21 protein-coding genes are annotated in these 24112 nt (G+C 68.5%); 13 read left to right on the top strand and 8 right to left on the bottom strand.

Going from position 1 to position 24112, the window contains the following annotated elements:
• Nucleotides 1-154 precede the first annotated feature (154 nt).
• A complete protein-coding gene (locus NCO8_RS12555; protein ID WP_245655329.1) occupies nucleotides 155-874 on the top strand; it encodes a GntR family transcriptional regulator in 720 nt (239 codons plus the stop codon).
• On the opposite strand, the gene NCO8_RS12550 is transcribed toward NCO8_RS12555, so the two are convergent.
• Nucleotides 875-1777: a LysR family transcriptional regulator gene (locus tag NCO8_RS12550; RefSeq protein ID WP_067639124.1), complete on the bottom strand. Its 903-nt coding sequence runs from the start codon at nucleotides 1775-1777 to the stop codon at nucleotides 875-877.
• 70 nt (nucleotides 1778-1847) lie between these two features.
• Here NCO8_RS12550 and NCO8_RS12545 point away from each other — a divergent pair, with 70 nt between their 5' ends.
• Nucleotides 1848-2729, top strand: a complete 882-nt coding sequence (locus NCO8_RS12545) for a dihydrodipicolinate synthase family protein (RefSeq protein WP_067639122.1) — start codon at nucleotides 1848-1850, stop codon at nucleotides 2727-2729.
• Here the strand turns inward: NCO8_RS12545 and NCO8_RS12540 are convergent.
• Entirely contained in the window at nucleotides 2720-3151 is a 432-nt protein-coding gene (locus NCO8_RS12540) for a type II toxin-antitoxin system Rv0910 family toxin (RefSeq protein ID WP_067488812.1), read from the bottom strand. The genes NCO8_RS12545 and NCO8_RS12540 overlap by 10 nt on opposite strands.
• 251 nt (nucleotides 3152-3402) lie before the next feature.
• Between NCO8_RS12540 and NCO8_RS12535 the strand changes: the two genes are divergently transcribed.
• The 8 genes from NCO8_RS12535 to NCO8_RS12500 all read left to right on the top strand — a co-directional run bounded on the left by NCO8_RS12535 (nucleotide 3403) and on the right by NCO8_RS12500 (nucleotide 9068).
• Nucleotides 3403-4791, top strand: coding sequence for an ATP-binding protein (locus NCO8_RS12535; RefSeq protein ID WP_067488808.1), 1389 nt, complete (start codon nucleotides 3403-3405; stop codon nucleotides 4789-4791).
• On the top strand, nucleotides 4769-5179 hold the full coding sequence (locus NCO8_RS12530; protein WP_067488807.1) for a roadblock/LC7 domain-containing protein: 411 nt from the start codon (nucleotides 4769-4771) through the stop codon (nucleotides 5177-5179). Before NCO8_RS12535 ends, NCO8_RS12530 begins: the two co-directional genes overlap by 23 nt.
• Nucleotides 5179-5529, top strand: coding sequence for a DUF742 domain-containing protein (locus tag NCO8_RS12525; RefSeq protein ID WP_067488806.1), 351 nt, complete (start codon nucleotides 5179-5181; stop codon nucleotides 5527-5529). Before NCO8_RS12530 ends, NCO8_RS12525 begins: the two co-directional genes overlap by 1 nt.
• A complete protein-coding gene (locus tag NCO8_RS12520; RefSeq protein ID WP_174550318.1) occupies nucleotides 5504-6106 on the top strand; it encodes a GTP-binding protein in 603 nt (200 codons plus the stop codon). Before NCO8_RS12525 ends, NCO8_RS12520 begins: the two co-directional genes overlap by 26 nt.
• A gap of 35 nt (nucleotides 6107-6141) precedes the next feature.
• Nucleotides 6142-7314 (top strand): cytochrome P450, encoded by a 1173-nt coding sequence (locus tag NCO8_RS12515; protein WP_084457145.1) that lies wholly within the window; start codon nucleotides 6142-6144, stop codon nucleotides 7312-7314.
• 411 nt (nucleotides 7315-7725) lie between these two features.
• Nucleotides 7726-8244 (top strand): lytic polysaccharide monooxygenase auxiliary activity family 9 protein, encoded by a 519-nt coding sequence (locus NCO8_RS12510; protein WP_218022663.1) that lies wholly within the window; start codon nucleotides 7726-7728, stop codon nucleotides 8242-8244.
• A gap of 69 nt (nucleotides 8245-8313) precedes the next feature.
• Entirely contained in the window at nucleotides 8314-8556 is a 243-nt protein-coding gene (locus NCO8_RS30590; protein ID WP_084456984.1) for a carbohydrate-binding protein, read from the top strand.
• 119 nt (nucleotides 8557-8675) lie between these two features.
• Complete coding sequence (locus tag NCO8_RS12500) at nucleotides 8676-9068, top strand: hypothetical protein (RefSeq protein ID WP_157104891.1); 393 nt, start codon at nucleotides 8676-8678, stop codon at nucleotides 9066-9068.
• 56 nt (nucleotides 9069-9124) lie between these two features.
• Here the strand turns inward: NCO8_RS12500 and NCO8_RS12495 are convergent, their stop codons facing one another.
• On the bottom strand, nucleotides 9125-11683 hold the full coding sequence (locus tag NCO8_RS12495) for an ATP-dependent Clp protease ATP-binding subunit (RefSeq protein ID WP_084456981.1): 2559 nt from the start codon (nucleotides 11681-11683) through the stop codon (nucleotides 9125-9127).
• Nucleotides 11684-11965: 282 nt separating this feature from the next.
• On the opposite strand from NCO8_RS12495, the gene NCO8_RS12490 reads away from it, so the two are divergent.
• Nucleotides 11966-14032, top strand: coding sequence for an AMP-binding protein (locus NCO8_RS12490; protein ID WP_067639114.1), 2067 nt, complete (start codon nucleotides 11966-11968; stop codon nucleotides 14030-14032).
• 25 nt (nucleotides 14033-14057) lie between these two features.
• Here NCO8_RS12490 and NCO8_RS12485 read toward each other — a convergent pair whose 3' ends face one another.
• The 3 genes from NCO8_RS12485 to pruA all read right to left on the bottom strand — a co-directional run bounded on the left by NCO8_RS12485 (nucleotide 14058) and on the right by pruA (nucleotide 18205).
• Nucleotides 14058-15485, bottom strand: coding sequence for an amino acid permease (locus tag NCO8_RS12485; RefSeq protein WP_067488801.1), 1428 nt, complete (start codon nucleotides 15483-15485; stop codon nucleotides 14058-14060).
• Between the two features lie 114 nt (nucleotides 15486-15599).
• Entirely contained in the window at nucleotides 15600-16562 is a 963-nt protein-coding gene (locus NCO8_RS12480; RefSeq protein ID WP_067639112.1) for a proline dehydrogenase family protein, read from the bottom strand.
• Nucleotides 16562-18205 carry an L-glutamate gamma-semialdehyde dehydrogenase gene (gene pruA, locus NCO8_RS12475; protein WP_067639110.1) on the bottom strand — a complete coding sequence of 548 codons (1644 nt, stop codon included), beginning with the start codon at nucleotides 18203-18205 and terminating at the stop codon, nucleotides 16562-16564. Before pruA ends, NCO8_RS12480 begins: the two co-directional genes overlap by 1 nt.
• A gap of 131 nt (nucleotides 18206-18336) precedes the next feature.
• On the opposite strand from pruA, the gene NCO8_RS12470 reads away from it, so the two are divergent.
• Nucleotides 18337-19962 (top strand): PucR family transcriptional regulator, encoded by a 1626-nt coding sequence (locus NCO8_RS12470; protein WP_067639108.1) that lies wholly within the window; start codon nucleotides 18337-18339, stop codon nucleotides 19960-19962.
• A 50-nt stretch (nucleotides 19963-20012) separates the two neighbouring features.
• Here NCO8_RS12470 and NCO8_RS12465 read toward each other — a convergent pair whose 3' ends face one another.
• The gene (locus NCO8_RS12465) at nucleotides 20013-20810 is read right to left on the bottom strand and encodes a VOC family protein (RefSeq protein ID WP_067639106.1); all 798 of its coding nucleotides are present in this window, start codon (nucleotides 20808-20810) and stop codon (nucleotides 20013-20015) included.
• A gap of 243 nt (nucleotides 20811-21053) precedes the next feature.
• On the opposite strand from NCO8_RS12465, the gene NCO8_RS12460 reads away from it, so the two are divergent.
• The gene (locus NCO8_RS12460; RefSeq protein WP_067640079.1) at nucleotides 21054-23096 is read left to right on the top strand and encodes a CocE/NonD family hydrolase; all 2043 of its coding nucleotides are present in this window, start codon (nucleotides 21054-21056) and stop codon (nucleotides 23094-23096) included.
• Between the two features lie 6 nt (nucleotides 23097-23102).
• Here the strand turns inward: NCO8_RS12460 and NCO8_RS12455 are convergent, their stop codons facing one another.
• On the bottom strand, nucleotides 23103-24020 hold the full coding sequence (locus tag NCO8_RS12455; RefSeq protein ID WP_067640077.1) for an LLM class F420-dependent oxidoreductase: 918 nt from the start codon (nucleotides 24018-24020) through the stop codon (nucleotides 23103-23105).
• Between the last annotated feature and the right edge of the window lie 92 nt (nucleotides 24021-24112).

Below are 24112 nucleotides of genomic sequence, written 5' to 3'. Positions count from 1 at the left end.
CTCCTTGGTCGAACGAACCGCCCACTTAGCGGTATACCGTTAAGTGTCAGCGTGCGGTCCGCGAATGACGGCCGGATTACCGAAAAGTAAGAATCGGTCGCAGGGTGCGCGCGGGGCTACCGTGGAGTCGGAAGCGGGGCGGAAGGATGGTGTGGTGGCGGGACCGGTCAAGAAGTCGCTGCGAGATCAGGCGTACGAGGAACTGCGGGATCGGATCATCGATCTGCGGTTGAGTCCGGGGCAGCGGTTGGTGGAACGCGATCTCGCCACCGAACTCGACATCTCCCGCATTCCGCTGCGCGAAGCGCTGCACCTGCTCGAACGCGAAGGGCTGGTGGTGATCGTGCCCCGGCAGGGCGCGATCGTCGCCCCGTTCACGGTCGCCGATGTGCGCGACCTGTTCGACGTGCGCGAGAGTCTCGAGGTGCTGGCCGCCCGGCTGGCCGCCGAACGCGCCGAACCCGCCGACCTCACCGCGCTGCGCGCCCAGCTCACCGCCGCCCGACGGGCCACCGAACGCGGCGAGCAGGCCGCCATCGCGGCTGCCAATGCCGGATTCCACGCGCTCATCGTGGAGATCTCCGGCAACCCGCTGCTGCAATCGCTGTTGCGGCCCTTGGGATCTCGCGTGCGCTGGCTGTTCCACCTCACCAAGGAACGCGACCCCGGCACCCAATGCGAGGAACACGAGGCGCTCTACGCCGCGATCGCGGCAGGCGACCCGCAGGCCGCGGCCGACATCGCCTACCGCCATGTCGCCTCCGGCCGCGAACCCAGCCTGGCTCTTGCCGAGCAGTGGGCGACGCCCGTCATCGACCCGGTCAGTGCCACCCGCACGCGTCAGCGCACCACGAACCGCGACAGATCGGCGTGATCAGGCGACGCCCGCCGGAGCTCGGCCGGCGGCGGCCGCATGGTGGAGGGCACTGCGTGCCGCGCGCACGGCCGGATGCTCGCCGGTGCCGTTGCGGTAGGCGAGACGGGTGCGGCGGCGAATCGGCAACGCGGTGAGCGCGAGCCGTTCCGGCGGTGCGTACAACGCCAGGCCTGGGATGATCGCGGCGCCCGCGCCGGCGGCCACCAGGGCGAGCACCGTGTCGAAGTCGTCGGCGTGATGACGCACGCGCGGTGTGAAACCCGTTGCCTGACAGGCGCGAATGGTCATCGTGTGGCACAGCGTGCCGGGGGTGCCCGCGATCCAGGGTGAGTCGCGGTGGGCGCGCAACGGATCGTCGGCGGGAGCCGGATCGCGAGTGGCGAGAAAGACCGTTTCGGTGTGCAGTGGTTCGGTGTGCAACGCCCGGTCGGTGTCGGCGGGCACCAGGTCGTAGTCGTGGGTGAGCGCGATATCGAGGGTGCCTGCCCGCAGGGCGTCGGGTACGTCGGCCGGATCGATCTCGGTGACGGTGAGTTCCAGGCGCGGGTGTTCGGTGCTCAGGCTGACCAGGGCGGGGGAGAGCAGGGTGCGAGCGGCGGTGGGGAACGCGCCGATGCGCAGTGTGCCGACCAATGCGGTTCGCGCACCGGCCAATTCAGCATCCGCGCGTTCGAGGGCGGCGAGCACGGTCTCGGTGTGGCCGACCAGCAGATGGGCGGCGGGGGTGAGCGTCACCCGGCGGCCCGATCGCTCGAGCAGTGCCACGCCCGCGTCCTTCTCGAGCGCGCTGAGCTGCTGGGACACCGCCGACGGCGTGTAGCTGAGGGCCTCGGCGACCGCCGCGATGGTCCCGCGGTGAGCGAGTTCGCGCAGCAGGCGGAGTTTGCGGACATCGAGCATCAGTTCAGCTTACGTTCTACCTCATGAACGTGAACTGGACCTTACGGTCGCGGGGTTCGACGATGGAGTCATGACATCGCTGCACGGCCTGTTCGTCCCCCTGGTCACACCCTTCACCGCCGACGGCGCCCTCGCTCCCGACGCACTCCGCGCACACGCCCACACGGTCCTCGACGCGGGCGCCACCGGGCTCGTCGCACTCGGCACGACCGCCGAACCGACTGCGTTGACGCCCGCCGAACGCGCCGAGGTGCTCGACATCTGCGCCACGGTGTGTGCCGAACGGGACGCGCCGCTGATCGTGTGCGCGGGCGGCAACGCCACCGCCGAGGCCGCCGCCGCGGTGGCTGCCGTGCCGCCGTCGGCGGCCGCGGTGCTGGCGGTGGTGCCCTACTACGTCCGGCCGAGCGAGGAGGGTGTGATCGCGCACTTCACCGCACTCGCGGCCGCGAGCCCGGCGCCGATCCTCGTCTACGACGTGCCGTACCGGACCGCGCGCCCGCTCGGCGCCGCCACCCTGATCCGGCTCACCACCATCGCGAACATCGCCGGCTTCAAGCACTCTGTCGGTGGCATCACCGATGCCACCGTGGAACTGATGGCGACCGTGGGGGACCGGACCACCGTGCTGGCGGGCGACGACCGTTTCGCCTCGCCGCTGCTGGCACTCGGCGCCGACGGCGCGATCCTCGCCGCGGCCAATGTCGCGCCCGCCGGGTACGCCGAACTCGTGCGAGCCTGGGGGACAGGTGATCTCGCTCGTGGCCGCGCGGCGGGTAACCGTCTCGATGCCCTCGGTGCCGCCCTGTTCGCCGAACCGAACCCCACGGTCATCAAGGGTGTGCTCGCCGCACGGGGCGAAATCCCCAGCGCGGCGGTGCGTCTGCCGTTGCTGCCCGCCTCGGCCGAATCGGTCGCGGCGGCGCTGTCGGCGGCCGGAACTCAGCCGTAGAGTTCGACGAACTTCGCCAGCGACCGTTCGAAATCGCCGCGCAGCGCCTTGGCCACGGTCGAGCCGATCGGGCCGAACAGCGGCGCGCCGCCGAGTTCGACGGTCAGGTCGACCGCCGAACCGTCGCCCTTGGGCTGCACGGCGAGATCGATGCCGAACTTGGTGCCGCCGATGCCCGCGCCGGTCAACTTCAGCTTGTGCGGCGGCTGGGCGGTGCGCACCGTCCAGGTGACCTTGTTGCGAAACCCCTTCACCCGCGCCACACCGACCAGCACGGTCCCCTCGGTGAGTTCTTCGGGGACGGTGCCGCGCCAGGCCTCGTGGATCGCCAGCCAGTCGCCGAGGTGCTCCAGGTCGGAGGCGTGGTCCCACGCCTTGTCCGGGGCGAGGGGGACGTCGATGGTGAGCTTCAGTTTGGCCACGGCGGGATAGTATCCGGTACTCCCGGTTCCGCGACGACCGCATCTGGACCATCGTGTGTTTCGACAACCCCGTGCCTGCGGATATTGGGTAATATCAGCGGCAATTCCCATGCCTGACAGCAGGTTCCATCTCGAATCGGTCACAGTGCTGCTACTGTGTGCGGGTCGCTGGAAGCGGGGACTGTCTTTCGGGTATCCGGGATGGTTCCCTCGAGGGCGGCTGCCCGGGTGGAACGACGACGAAAGATCAGATGAACTCCGGAATCGCGGTGCTGTCGCTCATCATCGGAGCCCTGGTGGTCCTCGCGGCCATCGCTGTGGCTGTGCTCGCCATGCACAACGAGCGCAAACAACGCGCGCGCGCCGACACCGCCAAGCGGGAGCGTGAACTGTGTGAGGCGGCGGTACATCACCTCGCCCAGATCACCCTGCCCGCCATCACCGACGCCGTACGGCGACACGACATTCCCTCGGTCGCGGTGGAATTGCCCGCCGAATTACGTGACGCGCCCCTCGGCGAGTCGCTGCAGGCGATCGCGACCGGCCACGCCGACGACCTGCGCGTCGTCGCCGAGGAGACACGGGCGATGGTCGAGCGCTACGGCGAGCAACGCCGCGTCGCCGAGATCCAGGCCGCCCGCGAGGAGACCCGCGCCGAACTGCAGGCGTCGTCCCGCGCGGCGACCAGTGCGGCGGTGCGCTCGTTCGGCACCTCGGTGGTGAGCCTCGGCACCGACCTCGGCCAGGTGGTGAGTACCGCGCTGCGCGAGCACCGCGACGATGCCGTCTACGAGACGCTCACCCGCATCGACCACACCGTGCAGCAGATGATCCGGCAGGCACAGTCCTACGTGATCGTCTCCGGTGGCCTGCCCGGCAGGCGCTGGCCGCAGCAGTCGCTCACCGACGTCGCGGGCGGCGCAACCGGACGCGTGCGTGAGTTCCTCCGGGTCCATTCGGCCCAATCGGAACGCATCGTCATCAGCCGCGCCGTCGAGCCGCTCGTGCACACCCTGGCCACCCTGCTCGACAACGCGCTGCGGTACTCGCCGCCGTCCTCGTTCGTCGAGGTCGGGTTCCAGGAAGGCCATCACGGCGTCACGATCATCGTCGACGACGCGGGCATGCGGATGAGCCCCGAGCAGCTCGAGGACGCGCGTCTGGTGCTCAGCGGTGAGCGCTCGGTCGACATCCACGACCTCGGGCCCGCGCCCAAGGTCGGTTTCCCCGGTATCGCCGCACTCGCACGCCGCTACGGCTTCTCCGTGCATGTCGACGGTCCCAATATCTACGGTGGCATGCGCGCGATGGTCTATGTGCCGTCGGCGCTGCTGGTGAGCGGAGAGGCGCCGAGAATCCCCGAACCCGAACTGGCCGCGCCCGCGCACATCCCGGTGCCCGTGCCCGACCCTGTCGAGACCGACGGCCCACGCGCGGCCGTGCACGAAATCACCAGCGGTGGGCTGCCCAAACGGCGCCGCCGCCCGGTCGCCCCGGATTCGGCGGGGGTGACCACGGAAGTGGGGCAGGCTCGCCCCGACCTCGCCGCTGCCTGGCACAGCGGTTCCCGCAGCGGTCGTGCCGCTGCGGCCGAGCGATCCACGGAAGGAACAGCCGATGAGCACACCGGTAGCCGATAGCACCAACCGTTTGGCATGGCTGCTCGAGGATCTCGAGATCCCCGGCGTCCGATTCGCCGTGCTGCTATCCGACGACGGCCTTCGCATCGCGCACTCCCACGGCGTCGCCAAGGACGACGCCGAACGGTTCGCGGCGGCCGCATCCGGTCTACGTTCGCTCGGCAAGGCCCTAGGCGAGTTCTGCGGGTCACCGGCGAACACGGTGCGCCAGAACATGACCGAATACGACGAGGGCATGATCATGATCACCGCCGCCGGTGTCGGCGCGCTGCTCGGTGTCGCGACCACCGCCGATGTCGACGTGGCGCTGGTGGCGCACCGGATGAACGAACTGGCCGCGCGGGTCGGCCACGAGATCGGTGCGGCGCCACGGCACGGTGTCAGGTAATGAGCCGAGGCAGGCGTGACCCCGACCTGGTCAGGTCCTATGTGCGCACCGGCGGCCGGACAAGGGCCGCGCACGAACTCGATCTGGTGACCCTCGTCCGCGCCGTCGCCGACCCGCGCGCCGATCACCGACCCGACGAGCGCCGGGTACTCGCGCTCACCAGCCGCCGTGGCGCGCTGTCGATCGCCGAACTCTCGGCGTATCTCGACCTGCCCGCCTCGGTGGTGAAGATCATCGTGTCCGACCTGCTCGACAGCGGACACCTACACTGCCCCACCCCGGCCGAGGTGAAGCCGGAGCTGGCGTTGATCAAGGAGGTGCTCCATGGTCTCCGTGTCCTCGCAGGCTGAGGTCGACTACGTCGCCGAAACGGTGACCAGATCGGTGAAGATCCTGGTCGCCGGCAATTTCGGCGTCGGCAAGACGACGTTCGTGTGCGGCGTGTCCGAGATCCGGCCGCTGCGCACCGAGGAGACGATCACCGAGGCGAGTATCGGTGTCGACGATCTGGCCGGGCTCGGCAGCAAGGTGCAGACCACCGTCGCCCTCGACTTCGGCAGGCTCACCCTCAATCCGCAACTGGCGCTCTACCTCTTCGGTACGCCGGGTCAGGAGCGGTTCGCGCCGCTGTGGGAGGAGCTGGCTCGCGGTGCGCTCGGCGCCCTCGTCCTGGTCGACACCCGGCGCATCGAGAAGGCCGACGACGTGCTCTCGGCCCTCGAACAACGCGGCGTCCCCTACGCGGTGGCGGTCAACGAGTTCGAGGGTTTCCGCCGCTACCCCCTCGACGAGGTGCGTGAGGCGCTCGACCTCACCCCCGACACCCCGGTGATCGCGGTCGACGCGCGACGCCGCGATCACGGTCTGCGTGCGCTGATCACGTTGGCCGAGTACCTATTTCAGAGGCAGGAAGCGGCAGTTCGGTGACCTTGCAAGACCTCGCGGCCGATATCCGGGTGCCGATGTATTCGCCCGAATTCGCGGCCGACCCGCAAGCTGCCTACCGGCAGATGCGGGAACGGTTCGGATCCCTTGTCCCCGTTGAACTCTCACCGGGAATCCGGGCCACCCTGGTGATCGGCTATCACACCGCGGTACGGATCCTCAACGATCCCGACCACTTCCCGGCCGACCCGCGCATGTGGGAACGCAACATTCCCAAGGACTGCCCGGTGCTGCCGATGCTGCAGTTCCGTCCCGCGGCCCTGCGCACCACCGGTGCCGAGCACGCCCGCTACCGGCAGGCCAATGTGGCCGGTCTGGCCGGGGTCGACCTGTACGCGATGCACAGCACGGTCGAGCAGTTCGCCATCCCGCTCATCAACAACTTCTGTGCCAGCGGCTCGGCGGACCTGTTGAGCCAGTACGCGTTTCCCCTGGTGTTCCAGGCGCTGAACTCGATGCTCGGCTGCACGCCCGAGATCGGTCAGCAGGTGGCCACCGGGATGTCGCAGATCTTCGAGGGCGGCACCGACGCCGAGGCGGGCAACAACCTGGTGGCCAACGCCCTGGCCGACCTGGTCGGGCTGCGCAAACGCGAGCCGGGCGACGACGTGGCGACCCGGCTGCTGCAGCACCCGGCGGCGCTCACCGACGAGGAACTGGTGCACCAGCTGCTGGTGCTCTACGGCGCGGGCATCGAGCCCATGCTCAATCTGGTGGTCAACACGCTGCGCCTGATGCTCACCGACGACCGCTTCGCCGGCGATGTGCTCGGCGGCAGTATGTCGACCCGCGACGCCCTCGACGAGGTGTTGTTCACCGACCCGCCGCTGGCCAACTTCTGCATGACCTACCCCCGGCAGCCGACCCTCATCGAGGACACCTGGCTGCCCGCGCACGAACCGGTCGTCATCAGCATGGCGGCCTGCAACAACGACCCGGCGATCGCGGGCCTGGACGTGATCCACAATCGCGCCCACCTGTCATGGAGCACCGGCCCGCACGGTTGCCCCGCGAAATCGGTCGCGTACCTGATCGTGCAAGACGCCATCGATCAGCTGCTCGACGCCCTGCCGGAGATCCGGCTCGCCGTACCCCCCGAAGAGCTGGTCTGGCGCCCCGGCCCGTTCCATCGGTCCCTGGCCGCGCTGCCGGTCGTCTTCCCGAATACACCGCCCCTGCCGATGCCCTGATCGGGTTGTCCCCGGAATTTCGGGGAGTCGCTCGAGATTCGCTCATACCGCCCACCACCGGAACTACTCGGTGGTGGGCGGTTGTCGTCTGCTCCCGAGCAAACTGTCGACAATGTCCGGCAAACAGCGTCAGTTCTCTCAACTGTGCAATTAGCCGAGATATTGCCACGGGTTCGTACCGGTTGGTTCTGCTGACGGAATTCGCTGAATTCGCAGAATCGTCCATTGTGTGGAAATACCGGCGGGTAAGCGAATTCTTCGCCGCCACGACTGTTGACCCGTGATCTTCTTGCCCCTACTGTCCCAGTCAGTTCGAATCGAACTGTTCTTTATCGTCGCTCGAAATGGTCCACGGATGGCACGCCGGCCTCTGCCGTCCATTTCCGTGTGTGTTTCAAGGGAGTATTGATAGTGAGAAGTCGAATTGTCGTGGTCGCCGGCGCGCTTGCCTTGGCGCCCGTCGCTGCTCTGCTCGCCCCGCCCTCGGTCGCGAATGCGCACGGCTGGGTCACCGGCCCGGCCAGCAGGCAGGAACAATGTGCGCGCGGGCTCGTCTCCTGCGGTGCGGTGAAATACGAGCCGCAGAGTGTCGAGGGGCCGAAAGGGCTCACCAATTGCAGCGCGAACAAATACCCGGAACTCGACGACGACAGCCTCGGCTGGGTTCCACAGCGAGTTTCCGGCAGCGTCACATTCACCTGGAAGAACACCGCCAATCATCGCACCGCCGACTGGGAGTACTTTATCGGGAATACCCGGGTCGCCGTGATCGACGGGCGGAACGAGCAGCCCCCGATGGAGGTAACCCACACCATCGACCTGTCGCAGTACACCGGTCGGCAGAAATTGCGCGCGGTCTGGAACATCGGAGACACCGCGGCCGCCTTCTACAGCTGTGTCGACCTCGAGATCGGCGACGGCACCCCGTAGGCAACGACCACGAAGCCGCCGGCGCCGACCACCACCCCACCCGCGCCGCCGACCACCACCAAACCGCCGGTGACCACCACGAATCCACCGGCCACCAGCACCGCGCCGCCGACGACCTCGCAGCCGGGTGGGGGACACGAACACCCCACGACGACAGCACCGGCGGCATCGACGTGGCGTCAGGGCGCCACCTACGCCATCGGCGACAGGGTCACCTACCAGGGCGTCACTTACACCTGCCGCCAGGCCCACACCGTCCACGACCCCAACTGGACCCCGCCGAACACCCCGGCCCTCTGGTCGCAGGGGTAGCTGGACGAATGCGAGCGATTCGGGTGTTTCTCCCACCATCGGTGTGCGGATGGGGCCAGGATTGGGAAAACCTCGCCGGCCTCGCGTTCGGCCGGCCTCGCAGCACAAGGACGTGAGATATGAGTGACAGGACTTGCGGTGTGGCCGTCGCGGCCGTCGGAACGGCCGTCGCGGCAGTGATGTTCGGTGCGCCGACGGCTTCGGCCGGGGTGTCACAACTGACGGTGAACCCCAGCCTGAGCGTGGGAAGTTCGACGAACTACGGCACCGGGTGCACCCATTACCTCGAGGCTCGGCTCAGTGTCGGCATCGTTCCTGTCGCGTTCTACGACAACGGCACGCTGCTCGCGGTCGTGAACCCCACCGACGGCATCGCCACCATGCCGTGGGTGCCGTCGAGTACGGGGGCTCATACCCTGGCCGCCGTCCAGGACGGTGTCGGTCGCGCCGTCGACGTGAGCGTCGGCCGTGGGTACCGCTTCGGCGAGTCCTGCGTGGTCACCGGCGGCTGACTCGCTGAGACGACGGTGGCCCGGTCCTTCCGCGGACCGGGCCACCGTCGTTCGACTCACTTCGAGTCGACCAGCTTCTTGTCGGAGCCCTTCTTCTTGGAGCTCTTCTTCGGTGCCGCACCGTTGCCCGCGGACGGGTTGTCGGGCATGGTCGCGGTGACCACCAGATCGTCGCCCGAGGTGTCGACGTGCACCGTGCCGCCGGGCTCCAGCCCGCCGTCGAGCAGCAGCCGCGACACTCGGTTGTCGAGTTCGCGCTGCACCGTACGACGCAACGGCCGGGCACCGAACTCGGGCTGGAAACCCTTCTCGCCCAACCAGTCCACCGCCGGCTGACTGATGTCGAGTTCGACGTCCTGGGCCGCGAGCATGCGCCGTGTGCGGTCGAGGATGAGCCCGACGATCTCCTCGAGCTGCGACTTGTCGAGCCGGTGGAACACGATCTGCTCGTCGATCCGGTTGAGGAACTCCGGCCGGAAGTGCGACCGCAACTTCTCCTCGAGCTGGGGGACGATCGAATCCAGATCACCGGCGGGCGCGTCGAGAATCAGCTGCGAGCCGATGTTGGAGGTCATGATGACGATGGTGTTCTTGAAATCCACGGTGCGGCCCTTGGAATCGGTGACGTGCCCGTCGTCGAGCAACTGCAGCAGCACGTTGAACACGTCGGGGTGCGCCTTCTCGACCTCGTCGAACAGGATCACCGAGTACGGCTGACGGCGCACCTTGTCGGTGAGCTGGGCGGCATCGTCGTACCCGACATATCCGGGCGGGGCGCCGACGAGCCGCGAGACCGTGTGCTTCTCCTGGAACTCGCTCATGTCGAAGCGGATCAGCCGGTCCTCGTCGCCGAACACCGCCTCGGCCAGCGCCTTGGCCAGCTCGGTCTTGCCGACACCGGTCGGGCCGAGGAACAGGAAGGACCCGATGGGCCGGTTCGGGTCCTTGAGCCCGGCACGCGCCCGGCGCACCGCCTCGGCGACCGCGACGATCGCCTCGTTCTGCCCGATCACCCGCTTGTGCAGCACGTTCTCCAGCTCGAGCAGGCGCTGCTTCTCCTCGGCGGTCAGGTCGGCCACCGGAATGCCGGTGCGCCGCGAGATGACCTCGGCGATGTCGACCACCTGCACCTCCGGTTCCGCGGAGGTGGCACCGGATTCCTCCAGTTCCTCCTCGGCGGCGGCGATCTCGGCCTTGAGTGCCTTGGCCTTCTCGTAATCCTCGTTGTCGACCGCCGCGTCCTTCTCCCGGTACAGCCGCGCGATCTCGTCTTCCTTGGCCTTGACCTCCGGGTCGGCGGTGCCCGAACGCAACCGCACCCGCGCGCCGGCCTGGTCGACCAGGTCGATCGCCTTGTCGGGCATGAACCGGTCGGTGATGTAGCGATCCGACAGTTGCGCCGCCGCGACCAGCGACTCGTCGGAGTAGCGCACCTGGTGGTGTTCCTCGTACACGTCGGCCAGCCCGCGCAGGATCTCGATCGTGTCGGCCACCGAGGGCTCGGCGACCATCACCGGCTGGAACCGGCGCTCGAGCGCGGCGTCCTTCTCGATGTACTTGCGGTATTCGTCGATCGTCGTCGCACCGACGACGTGTAGGTCACCGCGCGCGAGAGCGGGCTTGAGCAGGTTGCCCGCGTCCATCGAACCCTCGCCGCCACCACCGGCGCCGACGATGGTGTGCAGCTCGTCGATGAACACCACGAGTTCGTCCTTGTGGGCGCGGACCTCGTCGAGGATCTTGGTGAGCCGTTCCTCGAACTCACCGCGATACTTGCTGCCCGCCACCAGGGAGCCGACGTCCAGGGCGATCACCCGGCGGTCGGCGAGCGAGGTCGGCACGTCGCCGTTGACGATGCGCTGAGCCAGACCCTCCACGATCGCGGTCTTGCCGACACCGGGATCACCGATCAGGACCGGGTTGTTCTTGCGTCGCCGGGACAGGATCTCGATGGATTCCTCGATCTCCTCCGCCCGCCCGACCACCGGGTCGATCAGGCCCTCACGGGCTTCGGCGGTGAGATCGCGACCGTATTCGTCCAGCGTCGGGGTATCGGTCTTCTGCTGCTGGCGTTTGGCCTGCGCGGCTGCCGTGCCCGGTGTCGGGCCGCCACCGCTCTGGCTGGCCGCCAGACCCGCGACCAGCGTCTGGGCCGCGATGCTGTCGGGCAGCGAGGCGATGCCGAGCAGGATGTGTTCGGGCCCGATGTAGGTGCTGCCGGACTGCGCGGCCTGACGCTGGGCGGCACGCATGGCCAGCTTGGTCGCCGGGCTGAGGGTGATGTCGGCCAGGTCGTACCCGCCGGCCGCACCGGTGTCGAGGTAGTCCTGCATCTGCTCGGCGACCTGGTCGGCATCGAGGCTCAGTTCATCGATCATGTCGCGCGCGGGTTCGGTCTCGGCGGCGGCGTAGAGCAGGTGCTCGGGCGTGATCTCCGGGTTGCCCCATTGCTGGGCAGCCTGCCGCGCCGCACCGACCAGCAACTTCGCGTCGTCGGTCATCAGACGGCTCAGGTCGATGCGTTGCACTGGCGGTTTCGCCGACATCCCGGAACCGAAAAAGCGCTGGAAGATGTCGTCGAAGGGATCGCTCGAACCGGGCCAGCTCGCTGTCATGTCCGCACCTCTTCGCTCGTCGTGCCGCAGCCAGCGGCGACTCCTGTAGATCGGGACCGTGCTTCCAGCAATACTTCGGCATCCTCCGGTGCTGTGCAAGCCATTGGGCAGTTTCACATCCGCGTCGTCGAGCCGATGGCGGACCGACCAAAATCCGGTGGAAACCGCCCGATACCACCGGATTCGTCTGATTCTTGGTTCTGGGACGGCGCTCGACGGTAGCGTGACGACCCGCACGGCGGGATCGACCGTCGTGCCCGGTTGTTGGGAAGAGCACGGAGTTTGGTCACCGACGTCATCGATGTCAGCGCGGATTTCACCATCGCCAGGCAAGCCCTCTGGGATGTCCTGCTCGATCCGCAGAGTTATCCCCGCATGTTCACCGGCATCGGCGCCTGCGAGCGGATCGATCACCCCGACGGAGCGGTGGTGTGGCAGGTCCGGGTCGGCTCGGTGGACACGGGCATCCACACCCATGAGTTCGTCCTCGGCATCGGCCGCTGGTACGAGAGCTTCGAACTGCGCAGCCCCGCGCTCGGCAGCTTCGCCTCGGTGCGGCTGCGTGGCGACCAGCAGCGCACCCGGCTCGATATCACGCTGTTCGCCGCCGCCCGCGTACATCCGATGCTCGAGCAGCGCAGCAACTCGGTGGTCACCGACTGGGTGAAGGCGGGTCTGCGCCGCACCGCCGACGTGATCGCGGGGACCAGGTCGTCGGTGGTCGTCAACGCCGAACGCTCCCCGTTGCGCCGCAACGCCGGGGTGGCGCGGTCCATCGCGGCCACCGGCCTGATGCGTCCGGAACCGGTATCGATCCTCAAACAGCTTCGCTCCCTGTCGAAGTGGGGCTTCAACCTGGCGGGCGGTTACGCCGCCGGTGCCGCGCACTCCCCGGACCGGGTCGCGGTGCTCGATCGGTTCGGCACCCGGACCTACCGCGAGATCGACACGCGATCCGACGCCCTGGCCGGTGCCATGTACGAACTCGGCATGCGCGCCGGTGACGCGATCGGGTTGCTGGCCCGCAATCACGCGGGCATGGTCGAGACCATGGTCGCCGCGGGCAAACTCGGCGTCGACGTCGCGCTGCTCAACGCGGGGCTTTCCGGGCGGCGCATCGAGGAGATCGTGCAGCGTCATCGCCTCAGCGCGGTGTTCGTCGACGGGGAACTCGAAACGCTGATCCGCTACCTGCACAGCGAGATCCCGCGTTTCACCACCGACGCCAACCCGCCCGATCCGCAACGCGCGACCATCGACGGCCTGATCGCCGCGGGGGTCGAGGACTTTCCCGTGCCCGCCCATCCCGGCAGGCTGATCGTGCTCACCTCGGGAACCAGCGGCTCGCCCAAGGGCGCCCGCCGCCCGCACGCCAAGGGTTTCGGCACCATCGCCGCCCTGCTGTCGCGGATTCCGCTGCGCGTGGAGGAAGTGGTGCTGGTGCCCGCGCCGTTGTTCCACACCTGGGGGTTGGCCGGGCTGCAGCTCAGCACGGCACTGCGCGCGACCGTCGTGCTCAGTGACGGCTTCGACGCGGTCGAGTGCCTTCGCTCGATCGGCGAACACCGCATCACCACCCTGATCGTGGTGCCGACCATGGTCGAACGCCTCCTCGACGTCCCCGACGACGTCCGCGCGAGTTTCGACCTGTCGAGTCTGCGGCACGTGGTCAGCTGTGGTGCGCCGCTGGCCGGTGCCACCGTGCTGCGGTTCCTCGACACCTACGGTGACGTGCTCTACAACGTGTACGGCTCCACCGAGGTGTCCTGGGCAAGCGTGGCCACGCCAGCCGACCTGCGGGTCTCGCCGACCACGGCGGGCCGCCCGCCGCTGGGTACCCGCGTGGGGGTGCTCGGCCCCGATCTGCGCCCGGTGCCGGTCGGCGCGGTCGGGCACATCTTCGTCGCCAACCACATGCTCTTCGACGGGTACGTCAACGCCGCACCGCCGGAGGAAGCCGACGGCATGCTCGACACCGGCGACCTGGGCTATCTCGACGCCTCGGGCAGGCTGTTCGTGGCGGGCCGCGACGACGAGATGATCATCTCCGGCGGCGAGAACGTCTTCCCGAGACCGGTCGAGGAGGCGCTGGCCCACCTGCCGCAGATCACCGAGGTGGCCGTGGTCGGTGTCCCCGATCGCGAGTTCGGGCAGCGCCTGGCCGCGTTCGTGGTGAAACGGGAAGGGGCGGGCCTGGATCCGGACATGATCCGCACCTATATCCGTCACCGCCTGAGCCGGTTCTCGGTGCCGCGCGATGTCACCTTCATCAACGCGCTGCCGCGCGGGGAGACCGGCAAGATCCTCAAGTGGATGCTCGTCCGGCCGGAGCAGGTGCTGAGCGAGTGATCGCACGGCGCCTGCCCCGGTGCGGCTAGGTGATCTTCTCCGGTGCGGGCCGGTTCAGCAGCGAATGTTTGCGCGAGTAGGCGAAATACACCACGAGCCCGACGAGCAACCAGCCCGCGAAACGCACCCAGGTCTCCCACGGCAGCGACCAGATCAGGTACGCCGAGAAGCCGATCCCGATCAGCGGGATAACCGGCATCAACGGCAGCCGGAACGAGCGCGGCGCGTCGGGCCTGGTGCGCCGCAACACGATCACGGCCACACAGACCACGATGAACGCCATCAGGATGCCGATATTGGTGAGCTCGGCGACGGTGTTGATCGGCAGCACACCGGCCAGGATCGCCGCGCCGATGCCGACGATCCAGGTGACCCTGGTCGGCACCTTGCGGGTGGGGTGGGTCTTGGCGAACCAGATGGGCAGCAGCCCGTCTCGGCTCATCGCGAACCACACGCGGGTGACACCGAGCATGAAGGTGAGCACGACGGTGATGATGCCGACGATCGCGCCGACGGCGATGATATTGGCGACGCCCGGCATCCCGACCGATTCGAAGGCGGTGGAGAACCCGCTGGTCGGGCTGATCTCGGTGTATTTCTGCATGCCGGTGAGCACCAGGGTGCACAGCACGTAGAGCACCATCGCGATGGCGAGGGAGTAGATGATCGCCTTGGGCAGGTGTTTGCGCCCGTCGATGGATTCCTCGGCGGCGGTGCTCATGGCGTCGTAACCGAACACCGCGAAGAACACCGTCGCCGCGCCCGTCCACACCGCGCCCGCGCCGTAGGGGAAGTACGGGTCGTAGTTGGCGCTGTCGATGTGGAACACACCGAGCACCACGATGAGCACGACCAGCGCGACCTTGATGCCGACCGCGACGGTCTCGAACCGGCCGACGCTGCCGATCCCGCGCGAGAGCACCCAGGCGGTGCCGAGGCAGAACAGCACCGCGAACAGGTCGATCACCCGGCCGTCACCGGTATCGGGTGCGCCCAGCATCCACTCGGGCAGCGTCAGGCCGACCTGATCGAGCAGGAACCCGAAGTACCCCGACACCCCGATGGCGACGACGGCGGCGACCGCGATGTACTCGAGCAGCAGGTCCCAGCCGATGAACCAGCCGGCCAGCTCACCGAGCGAGACGTACCCGTAGGTGTAGGCCGAGCCCGCCTTCGGCACCATGCCCGCGAATTCGGCGTAGCACAGCGCGGCGGCCGCGCTGGCGACGCCGGCGATCAGGAACGAGATCAGTACCGCGGGCCCGGTCACCGAGTGGGCGACCGATCCGGCGAGGGTGAAGATGCCCGCGCCGATGATGCCGCCGACACCGATGGCGGTGAGCTGCCACAGGCCGAGTGATTTGGCGAGGCGTTCGTCGCCGGGAATCTCGTCTTCGACTTCGACGAGTGGTTTACGGCGCAGCATCTGGGCGCGCAACTCTGCGAAAGACATCGCTGTTCCTTCCGTCGGCGGCCTGGCCGCGTGATCAGTACACCGCCGCATCGCCGTTCCCGACCCCGAGAATGAATATTGTTCAGTGGTAGTGCCCGAATGGAGAGCGGCTCGTTACCCGCGTCCGCCTGCCAACGCACGCAGGAAGAAGGCGAGATTCGCCGGTCGTTCGGCCAGCCTGCGCATGAAGTAGCCGTACCACTGGTCGCCGTAGGGGATGTACACGCGAACGTGGTTGCCCTCGGCGGTGAGTCGCTGCTGTTCGTCGTCGCGGATGCCGTACAGCATCTGGTACTCGTACTCCTCGCACTTGCGCCGTGCCGCCGCGACGGCCGCACCGGCGGCGGCGATGATCGCGGGGTCGTGGGAGGCGATCATCGGATAACCCTGCCCGGCGGCGAGCACACCGAGGCAGCGCAGATAGGAGGCATCGACCTCGGCGCGGTCACGGAAGGCCACCGATTCCGGTTCGTCATAGGCGCCCTTGCACAGCCGGATCCGCGACTGCGGGCCCGCAAGAGCGCGGCAGTCCTCCTCGGTGCGGCGCAGGTAGGCCTGCAGAACGGTGCCGAGCCACGGGAAGTCCTCGCGCAGCTCGCGGACGATCGCGAGGGTCGAATCGGTGGTCGTGTGGTCTTCGGCATCGACGGTCACCCACAGTCCGGCCGCCTCGGCGGCGGTGCAGATCTGATGGGCGTGTTCGCGGGCGATCGCGTGCCCGTCGCGCGGCAGGGCCTGTCCGAGCGCCGACAATTTGACCGAGACCTCCAGCGGCCGAACGGCTCCCGACGTGGTCTCGGCCTGGGGCAGGCGTCCCAGCGCGGCGATGAGAACGCGGTACTGCTCGACCGTCGCCTGCGCCTGCGTCAGGTCGGTGGTGTCCTCACCGAGGTAGTCGATGCTGATGAAACGCCCTGAGCGGAGCAAGGTTTCGGCGGTGGACACCACCTGGTCGGTGCTGGTTCCCGCGACGAACCGTGACACCACATCGCGGCTCACCGGCAGCCGGGTGACCGCGCGTTCCAGTTGTGCCGAGCGCGCCGCCGCGAGCAGTGCCGAGCGCAGAAGTGCCGACATCAGTTGGCCTCCGATTCCTGATGGGGATAGCCGTGCTCGGTGGGTGGGGTGAAGGTCTCCTTGATGGTGCGCGCGGAGGTCCAGCGCAGCAGGTTCTGGGCCGAGCCCGCCTTGTCGTTGGTGCCCGAGGCCCGCCCGCCGCCGAAGGGCTGCTGGCCGACGACCGCGCCCGAGGGCTTGTCGTTGATGTAGAAGTTGCCCGCCGAGAAGGTGAGCCGCTCGGTGGCGGCGGCGATGGCGGCGCGGTCCTGGGCGATGATCGAGCCGGTGAGACCGTAGGCGCCCGCGTCGACCAGATTCATGGCCTCCTCGAAACCCGAGGGTGTCGAGTCGTCGTAGACGTGCACCGCCAGGATCGGACCGAAGTACTCGGTGTGGAAGATCTCGTCGCCCGGGTCGTCACCGACCACCACCGTCGGTTCCACGAACCAGCCGACGCTGTCGTCGCTGTGCCCGCCCGCGACCACGGTGATCCCCTGGGTGGCCTTGGCCCGCTCGAGCGCGGCGGTGTTGCGGTCGAAGGCACGCCGATCGATCAGTGCCCCACCGAAATTCGTGAAATCGGTGACATCGCCGTAGCGCAGCGACGCCGTCTTCTCGATCAAGTCCTCCGACATCGCCGACCACACTGAACGCGGCACATACGCCCGTGAGGCGGCCGAACACTTCTGGCCCTGGTAGTCGAAGGCGCCACGCAGCAGCGCGGTGGTGAGCACCGCCGGATCCGCCGAAGGATGGGCGAGCACGAAATCCTTGCCGCCGGTCTCGCCGACCAGCCGGGGATAGGTGCGATATCGGTCCAGGTTCGTCGCCACTTCCCGCCACAGATGCTGGAAGGTGGCGGTCGACCCGGTGAAATGCACACCGGCCAGGCGCCGATCCGGCAGCACCACCTCCGAGACCTCGGGTCCGGCGCCGTGCACGAGATTGATGACACCGGGCGGCAGACCCGCCTCCTCGAGCAGACACATCGTCAGATACGCGGCCACCGCCTGCGAACGCGCAGGCTTCCACACCACGGTGTTGCCCATCAGTGCGGGCGCGGTCGGCAGATTGCCCGCGATGGCGGTGAAGTTGAACGGGGTCACCGCGTAGACGAAGCCCTCCAGCGAGCGGTACTGCATGCGGTTCCACACCCCGCGCGAGGACAGCGGCTGTTCGGCGATGATCTTGCGCGCGAACGACACATTGAACCGCCAGAAGTCGACCAGTTCGCACGGTGCGTCGATCTCGGCCTGATACGGCGACTTGGACTGACCGAGCATCGTTGCCGCACAGATCTTTTCGCGCCACGGACCGGCGAGCAGATCGGCCGCGCGCAGGAACACCGAGGCGCGGTCGTCGAACGACATCGCCCGCCAGGCGGGTGCGGCCTCGCCGGCGGCTTCGACGGCAGCGGCGGCCTCGCCGGCGGTCGCGTCGTGCAGGGTGCCGAGGACGGCGCTGTGGCGGTGCGGTTGGACGACTTCGAACACCGGTCCGTCGCCGGGTAGGTGCCGACCGCCGATCACGTGGCAGATCTCGGTCGGGGCGGCGGCCAGTTCGGTGAGTGCGGTCTGCAGCCGGGTGCGTTCGGGTGTGCCCGGCGCGAAGGTGCCGACGGGCTCGTTCACCGGCGGCGGGGTGGTCGCGATGGCGTCCATGAGTGCCTCTCCTGCGTCGTATGGCGGTAGCGGGATGTGACGTAGTCAACACCCATCGGCATCGGTCATAATCGGCTGATCGGACGAAGTTCTGCCCAGCCTTTGGTCCGATCGGACAAGGGAGCGCGCGTATGGAGACGACACTGGCCGAGCTGCTCGGCGCGCTCGACCACACCGTGGCCACGCTGGTCGACGCACCGGCGGGGGATCAGGTAGTGGTGCGCACCGTCGCCCTCGCCGAGCCCGCCGACCTGGCCGAACACCTCGAGGCCGACGGTGTGTTGGCACAGGTGTATCTGCTGGTCGGCGTCGATCCCGAACAGACCGTACGGTGGCTGCGCGGTGTCGGTGCCCACCCGCTCGCGCAGCGGCCGCGACTGCTGATGACCAAGCGCGCCGACGACTCACCCGCCGTGCGTGCGGCCGCCCATGCGGCCGGGATCGCGCTCGTGCAGGTGCACCGGCATGCCCGCTGGGACCAGGTGTTCGGCCTCGTCCGCCGCATGCTCACCCGCACACCCGGCGGCCGGACCGAGGCCGGTGAACCCGACCTGCTCGCCCCTGATACGGACCTGTTCGGACTGGCCCAGGTGGTGGCGGCCGAGACGGGCGGCATGGTGAGCATCGAGGACCCGCACTCCCACGTGCTCGCCTATTCGGCCTCCGACGCCGCCGCCGACCAGTTGCGCATCCGCTCGATCCTCGGCCGCGAGGGCCCGGCCGACTACCTGCGGATCCTGCGCGAGTGGGGCGTGTTCGACCGGGTGCGCCGCACCGGCGAGGTGGTCGACGTCCCCGACCACCCTGAACTCGGGATCCGCCGCCGGCTGGTGGTCGGTATCCGGCGGCCCACCGTCGGCGCCGAGGAGCGGATGCTCGGCACGATCTGGTTGCAGCAGGGCGACCGGCCGCTGCGCCCGGATGCCGCCCAGGTGCTGAGCGGTGCGTCGGCGGTTGCGGGGCGCATCATCGCGCGGGCACTGGACGCACCCTCCACCGAGGCCGTGCTGGTGCGCAGGCTGTTCGGCGCGCACGGCGAAGGAGTCGACGTGCCGTCGGTCGCGGCCGCCCTGCGCCTGCCCGAAGCGGGTCCCGCCGCGGTGATCGGATTCGCCGCGCTCGGTCCGGCCGCCGAACTCGCCGCGTCCAGCGGCCTGATCCGATTGCACGCCAGTGCTTTTCGTGGCGACTCGGTTACCGAGGCGATCGGTGAGCGAGTGTATGTGCTGCTGCCCTCCTATCACTCCGAGCACGGTGTCGGATCGTGGGTGCGTGAGCTGGTCGCGCAGCTCGAGCAGGCACGTGGGCTGGTGGTCCGCGCCGCAGTGGCCGCGCCCGTGGCCGGGCTGACGGCCGTCGCCGGAGCCCGCGCCGAGGTCGACCGCGTGCTGGACAGCCCCGCCGCCACCGCCGAGGGCAACCGCGTGACAACCCTGGCCGAGGCGAGAACGGCGGTGCTGCTCACCGAGATCATCGACTTGATCCGCGACCACCCCCACCTGCACGACCCGCGCCTGGCCGCCCTCGATACCTACGACCGCGACCACGGTGCCGACCTGCGCGACTCGATCCGCACCTATCTGCGCGCCCACGGCGAAGTGAGCGCCGCGGCCGCCGCCCTGCGCGTGCACCCGAACACTTTGCGCTACCGCCTGCGCCGCGTGGAATCCATCCTCGGCATCGACCTCACCGACCCCGACGACCGCCTGCTCCTGGAAATCCAGCTCGCCGCCCGCCCACCGCGCGACCACTCCTGAAATGCCGGCTCGGCGCGACGAACCGCCCCGCGCCACGCCGAGCCGTGTCGTCACGCTCCCGTCGGAACCTCCCCGACGGCCTTGGCCGGGTCGATCACACCGAGCACCTCGCCCTGGGGTGCCTGCAGGATTCCCATGCGCCCGAACGGACTGTCGTCGGGTCCCATGATCACCTTCGCGCCCAGTTCGGTCGCCTTGTTCAGGGTGCCGTCGGCGTCGTCGACCTGGATCCAGGTGAGCCAGTACGGCGGATTGCCGAGCGACGAGGCGTCCATGATCCCGCCGACCTCGTGCTTGTCACCGGGCAGCGAGAAGGTGGAGTAGGTGAAGTTCACCCCATCACCGATCTCGGTGTAGTTCCAGCCGAACACACTGGTGTAGAACTCGTGTGCCTGGTCGTAGCCGGGGGTGTGCAGCTCGTTCCAGCAGTAGGCGCCGTGCTGGTTGAACACCCCGGCACCGATGTGGCGCTTGGCTTCCCAGACGCCGAAGGCGCCACCGGTCGGGTCGGCGGCGACGAACATCCGCCCCACGTCGAGAACGTCGAACGGCGGCATGAACACCTGACCACCGGCCTTCGTGACGCGCTCGGCGATCTCGTCGGCTCGTTCGGCCGCGAAATAGGTGGTCCACACCGACGGCATCTGCCGCATGTCGTCGGGTTTGGGTCCGATGCCCGCCGCGGGTCTACCGTCGAGCATCGCCATGAGATATCCACCCGCGCCCGCGTCCTGGATGTCCCAACCGAAGAGCGCGCTGTAGAACGTGCGGGCGGCGGCGGGGTCGTCGACCTGACAGTCGACCCAGCACGGCGTGCCCTGGGGCCATGGTTCGTCACGTGTCGGCATTGTCGAACGTCCTCCTCGTCGATGAATGACACCGGCCGGGTCGGTCGGCACGCGCCAAGTCAACCACTGCCCACCGACACGTCCGTCGCCGAGGATAACGCCCTGAACTGGAACGATACGTGTTCACTGCGACCCTCCGAGCGGTCCGGCGCTGCCCGCCGCGAGTCGTTACCACTGTTACAGTTTCGGCGCCGATCTGCGGTGGCTAGGTCAACGATGAACGAACCGGTCGGGAGCGACTCGATGACGTTGAGAGGTTCCGAACGTGGGCTCGTCCGTGTGCTGACGGCGATTCTCGCGATCACAGCGGTGCTCGCCTGCGGGGCAGGCCAGGTGTCGGGCAGGCCGGGCGGCGATGTGCCCGGCGTGCGCTGGACAGCCCAGCACGACGCGCCGGGCACCTATCCGGAAGTGCGCGTGGAGCGCGGCGTGCACATCACCATGAGCGACGGGGTGGTCCTCAAGGCCGATGTGTACCGCCCCGCCGACGCGGCAGGGGTGATCGAGCAGAAGCCGCTGCCCACGATCGTGAGCCTCACGCCCTACTCCAAACTCATGACCGGCCTGATCGAGCAGGCCGCCGCCACTCCCGGCCTGCAGTCGACCGCGGTCGACATAGTGCGCCGCCTGAATCTGTCGAGCACACCCATCAGCGGTTTCGGCGATCTGATGCAGGCACTGGACGGCGGCATGATCCAGACCATGCTCGGCGTCGACCGCAAACTCATCGGCAGCGGCTACACCGTCGTGGTCGCCGACGTGCGCGGAACCGGTCAGTCGCAGGGCAAATGGGACACCCTCGGAGCCCGCGAACAGCTCGACACCCGTGAGGTGATCGAGTGGGCGGCCGCCCAGCCGTGGTCCAACGGCCGCATCGGCATGAGCGGCGGCTCGTACTCGGGCATCAACCAGCTGCGGGCCGCCGAAGACGCGCCCGCCGCGCTGCAGGCCATCTTCCCCGTGGAACCCGGCAGCGATCTGATGCGCGACGTGGTCGCCCCCGGCGGTGGCGTCGGCACGACATTCCTTCCGCTGTGGCTCAATTCGGTCAACCAGCTCAAACTCGTGCCCGACGTGGCGTCGATGATCCAGGGCACCTTCGACTGGACCTGGTTCAACGATCGCATCGCCGACCCGACGACCAATTTCGACCTGCTCGCCCAGGCCCTGCTCACCCCGTCGCTCGAGGACATGCCGCCCGCCCTCGACGGCGCGCTCGACGAGACCTCGGCGTTTCGCGAGGCGATCATGGGTCATCCGGAGAAGGTGAACGTGCCGACGTTCGTCTACGGCGGCTGGCACGACATCTTCGCCAACAGCGCGACCAAACTCTACGAACAGCTCCCGCTGCCCCCGGGCCGCAAGCAGCTGGTAGTCGGCGACACCTATCACGCCAATCCCGGTGCGGGAACCGGTGTTCCGGGGGCGCCGCCGCGGCTGGACGTGTTGCAGCGCGCCTGGTTCGACAAGTGGCTCAAGGACATCGACAGCGGTGTCGAGGCGTTCGGCCCGGTGACGGTGAAACAGCAGGGCGGCGGGTGGGTCACGCTGCGCGAGTGGCCGCAGCCGGGTGTCACGCATCGGCGGGTATATCTGTCGGCCGATCCGAGCGGGTCCACCGAGGACAGCCTGCACGACGGTTCGCTGCGTCCCACGGGCCCGGGCGCGGTCGAAAACCTCACGGTGGCACCGGGTTTGAGTACCATCTGCTCGCGGGACGCGGCGCAGGGTTCGGCCGGGATGACCGCCGCGCTCGACGCGTGCGCCAAGGACTCGCGCATCGCCGAACGCAACGCGCTCACCTTCACCAGCGCACCGGTCGCCGAGGAGACGGTGATCTCGGGCCCGATCAATGTGCGGCTCAACACGGTGCACACCGGCAGCGACGGATTCTGGAACGTCACCGTCAACGATGTCGCTCCCGACGGCACCTCTACCGTGCTCACTACCGGTCAGCTCACCTCCTCCATGCGGGCCATCGACGAACGGCGCAGCGCGCGGTCGGTGAACGGTGATCTCACCGCACCGTTCAACCCGCTCACCCTCGACCGGCTGCTGCCCGTGGTCCCCGGTGCCCCGACCGAGATCGACATCGCTGTCATCCCGACCCAGGCCGTGCTCGCACCGGGGCACCGCGTGCGGATCGACGTGTACGCGGGCAACGCGCCCAAGGCGCTGCCGTTCCGCCCGATGCTCGACGCCTCCGGGCTGGAACCGCAGCAGGTGCGCCTCGACCCGGCGGCACCGAGCTTCGTCAACCTGCCCACCGACAAGCCGATCCCGTGAGTCGGCTCAGAGCTGGGATTTCACCTCGGCGGCAATGAGTTCGAGGTGGTCGAGATCGGCCAGGTCGAGGATCTGCAGGTAGATCCGGCTCGCACCGATCTCGCGGTAGCGGGCGATCTTGTCCACCACCTCGGCGGGCGAGCCGGCCAGCCCGTTGGTCTTCAGCTCGTCGACCTCACGTCCGATCGCCGCGGCCCGGCGCGCCACCTCGGCGTCGGTGCGCCCGACGCAGGCCACGAGCGCGTTGGAATACACCAGTTCGTCGGTGCGACCGGCCGCGCGCACGGCGTCGCGGACCCGGTCGAACTGTGCCGAGCTGTCGTCCACCGAGGCGAAGGGCATATTGAATTCGGTGGCGTAGCGGGCGGCCAGGCGGGGGGTGCGGACCTTGCCGTTGCCGCCGATCACCACCGGCACCGGATCCTGCACCGGTTTCGGCAGGGCGGGGGAGTCGGTGAGCTGGTAGTGCTCGCCGTCGAAGGAGAAAGTATCGCCGACCTTGGTCGACCACAGGCCCGTGACGATCGCGAGCTGTTCTTCGAGCAGGCCGAACCTGTTGTCGGGGAATGGGATTCCGTAGGCGGCGTGCTCGGCGGCGAACCAGCCGCTGCCGAGCCCGAGCTCCACCCGGCCACCCGACATCTGGTCGACCTGGGCCACCTGGATGGCCAGCGGCCCGGGCAGCCGGAACGTGGCGGCGGTGACCAGGGTGCCCAGGCGGATGCGGGAGGTGTCGCGGGCCAGACCCGCCAGGGTGATCCAGGCGTCGGTGGGGCCGGGCAGGCCGTCGGCATCGCCCATGGCCAGATAGTGGTCGGAGCGGAAGAAGGCGTCGAAGTCGAGATCCTCGGCGGCGCGCGCCACGGCGAGCAGCGTGTCGTAGTCGGCGCCCTGCTGCGGTTCGGTGAAGATGCGGAGGTCCATGATCACCATCGTGCCCGAGACGCGCGCGGGTGTGTGAGGCTGTAGGGGGCAACGGCTCGGCGGAGGAGGATGCGGTGGGAGAACCTGTCATT

The sequence above is a fragment of the Nocardia coubleae NBRC 108252 genome (assembly GCF_001612805.1).
In the GTDB taxonomy this organism is placed as follows: domain Bacteria; phylum Actinomycetota; class Actinomycetes; order Mycobacteriales; family Mycobacteriaceae; genus Nocardia; species Nocardia coubleae.
This window is presented reverse-complemented; position numbering and strand designations above follow the sequence as displayed.

Coding starts and splice junctions, on each gene's coding strand:
- NCO8_RS12550 (WP_067639124.1), bottom strand. CDS start 1,777: ATGCTCGATGTCCGCAAACTCCGCCTGCTGCGCGAACTCGCTCACCGC.
- NCO8_RS12545 (WP_067639122.1), top strand. CDS start 1,848: ATGACATCGCTGCACGGCCTGTTCGTCCCCCTGGTCACACCCTTCACC.
- NCO8_RS12535 (WP_067488808.1), top strand. CDS start 3,403: ATGAACTCCGGAATCGCGGTGCTGTCGCTCATCATCGGAGCCCTGGTG.
- NCO8_RS12530 (WP_067488807.1), top strand. CDS start 4,769: ATGAGCACACCGGTAGCCGATAGCACCAACCGTTTGGCATGGCTGCTC.
- NCO8_RS12525 (WP_067488806.1), top strand. CDS start 5,179: ATGAGCCGAGGCAGGCGTGACCCCGACCTGGTCAGGTCCTATGTGCGC.
- NCO8_RS12520 (WP_174550318.1), top strand. CDS start 5,504: ATGGTCTCCGTGTCCTCGCAGGCTGAGGTCGACTACGTCGCCGAAACG.
- NCO8_RS12515 (WP_084457145.1), top strand. CDS start 6,142: ATGTATTCGCCCGAATTCGCGGCCGACCCGCAAGCTGCCTACCGGCAG.
- NCO8_RS12500 (WP_157104891.1), top strand. CDS start 8,676: ATGAGTGACAGGACTTGCGGTGTGGCCGTCGCGGCCGTCGGAACGGCC.
- NCO8_RS12495 (WP_084456981.1), bottom strand. CDS start 11,683: ATGACAGCGAGCTGGCCCGGTTCGAGCGATCCCTTCGACGACATCTTC.
- NCO8_RS12485 (WP_067488801.1), bottom strand. CDS start 15,485: ATGTCTTTCGCAGAGTTGCGCGCCCAGATGCTGCGCCGTAAACCACTC.
- NCO8_RS12480 (WP_067639112.1), bottom strand. CDS start 16,562: ATGTCGGCACTTCTGCGCTCGGCACTGCTCGCGGCGGCGCGCTCGGCA.
- pruA (WP_067639110.1), bottom strand. CDS start 18,205: ATGGACGCCATCGCGACCACCCCGCCGCCGGTGAACGAGCCCGTCGGC.
- NCO8_RS12470 (WP_067639108.1), top strand. CDS start 18,337: ATGGAGACGACACTGGCCGAGCTGCTCGGCGCGCTCGACCACACCGTG.
- NCO8_RS12465 (WP_067639106.1), bottom strand. CDS start 20,810: ATGCCGACACGTGACGAACCATGGCCCCAGGGCACGCCGTGCTGGGTC.
- NCO8_RS12460 (WP_067640079.1), top strand. CDS start 21,054: ATGACGTTGAGAGGTTCCGAACGTGGGCTCGTCCGTGTGCTGACGGCG.
- NCO8_RS12455 (WP_067640077.1), bottom strand. CDS start 24,020: ATGGACCTCCGCATCTTCACCGAACCGCAGCAGGGCGCCGACTACGAC.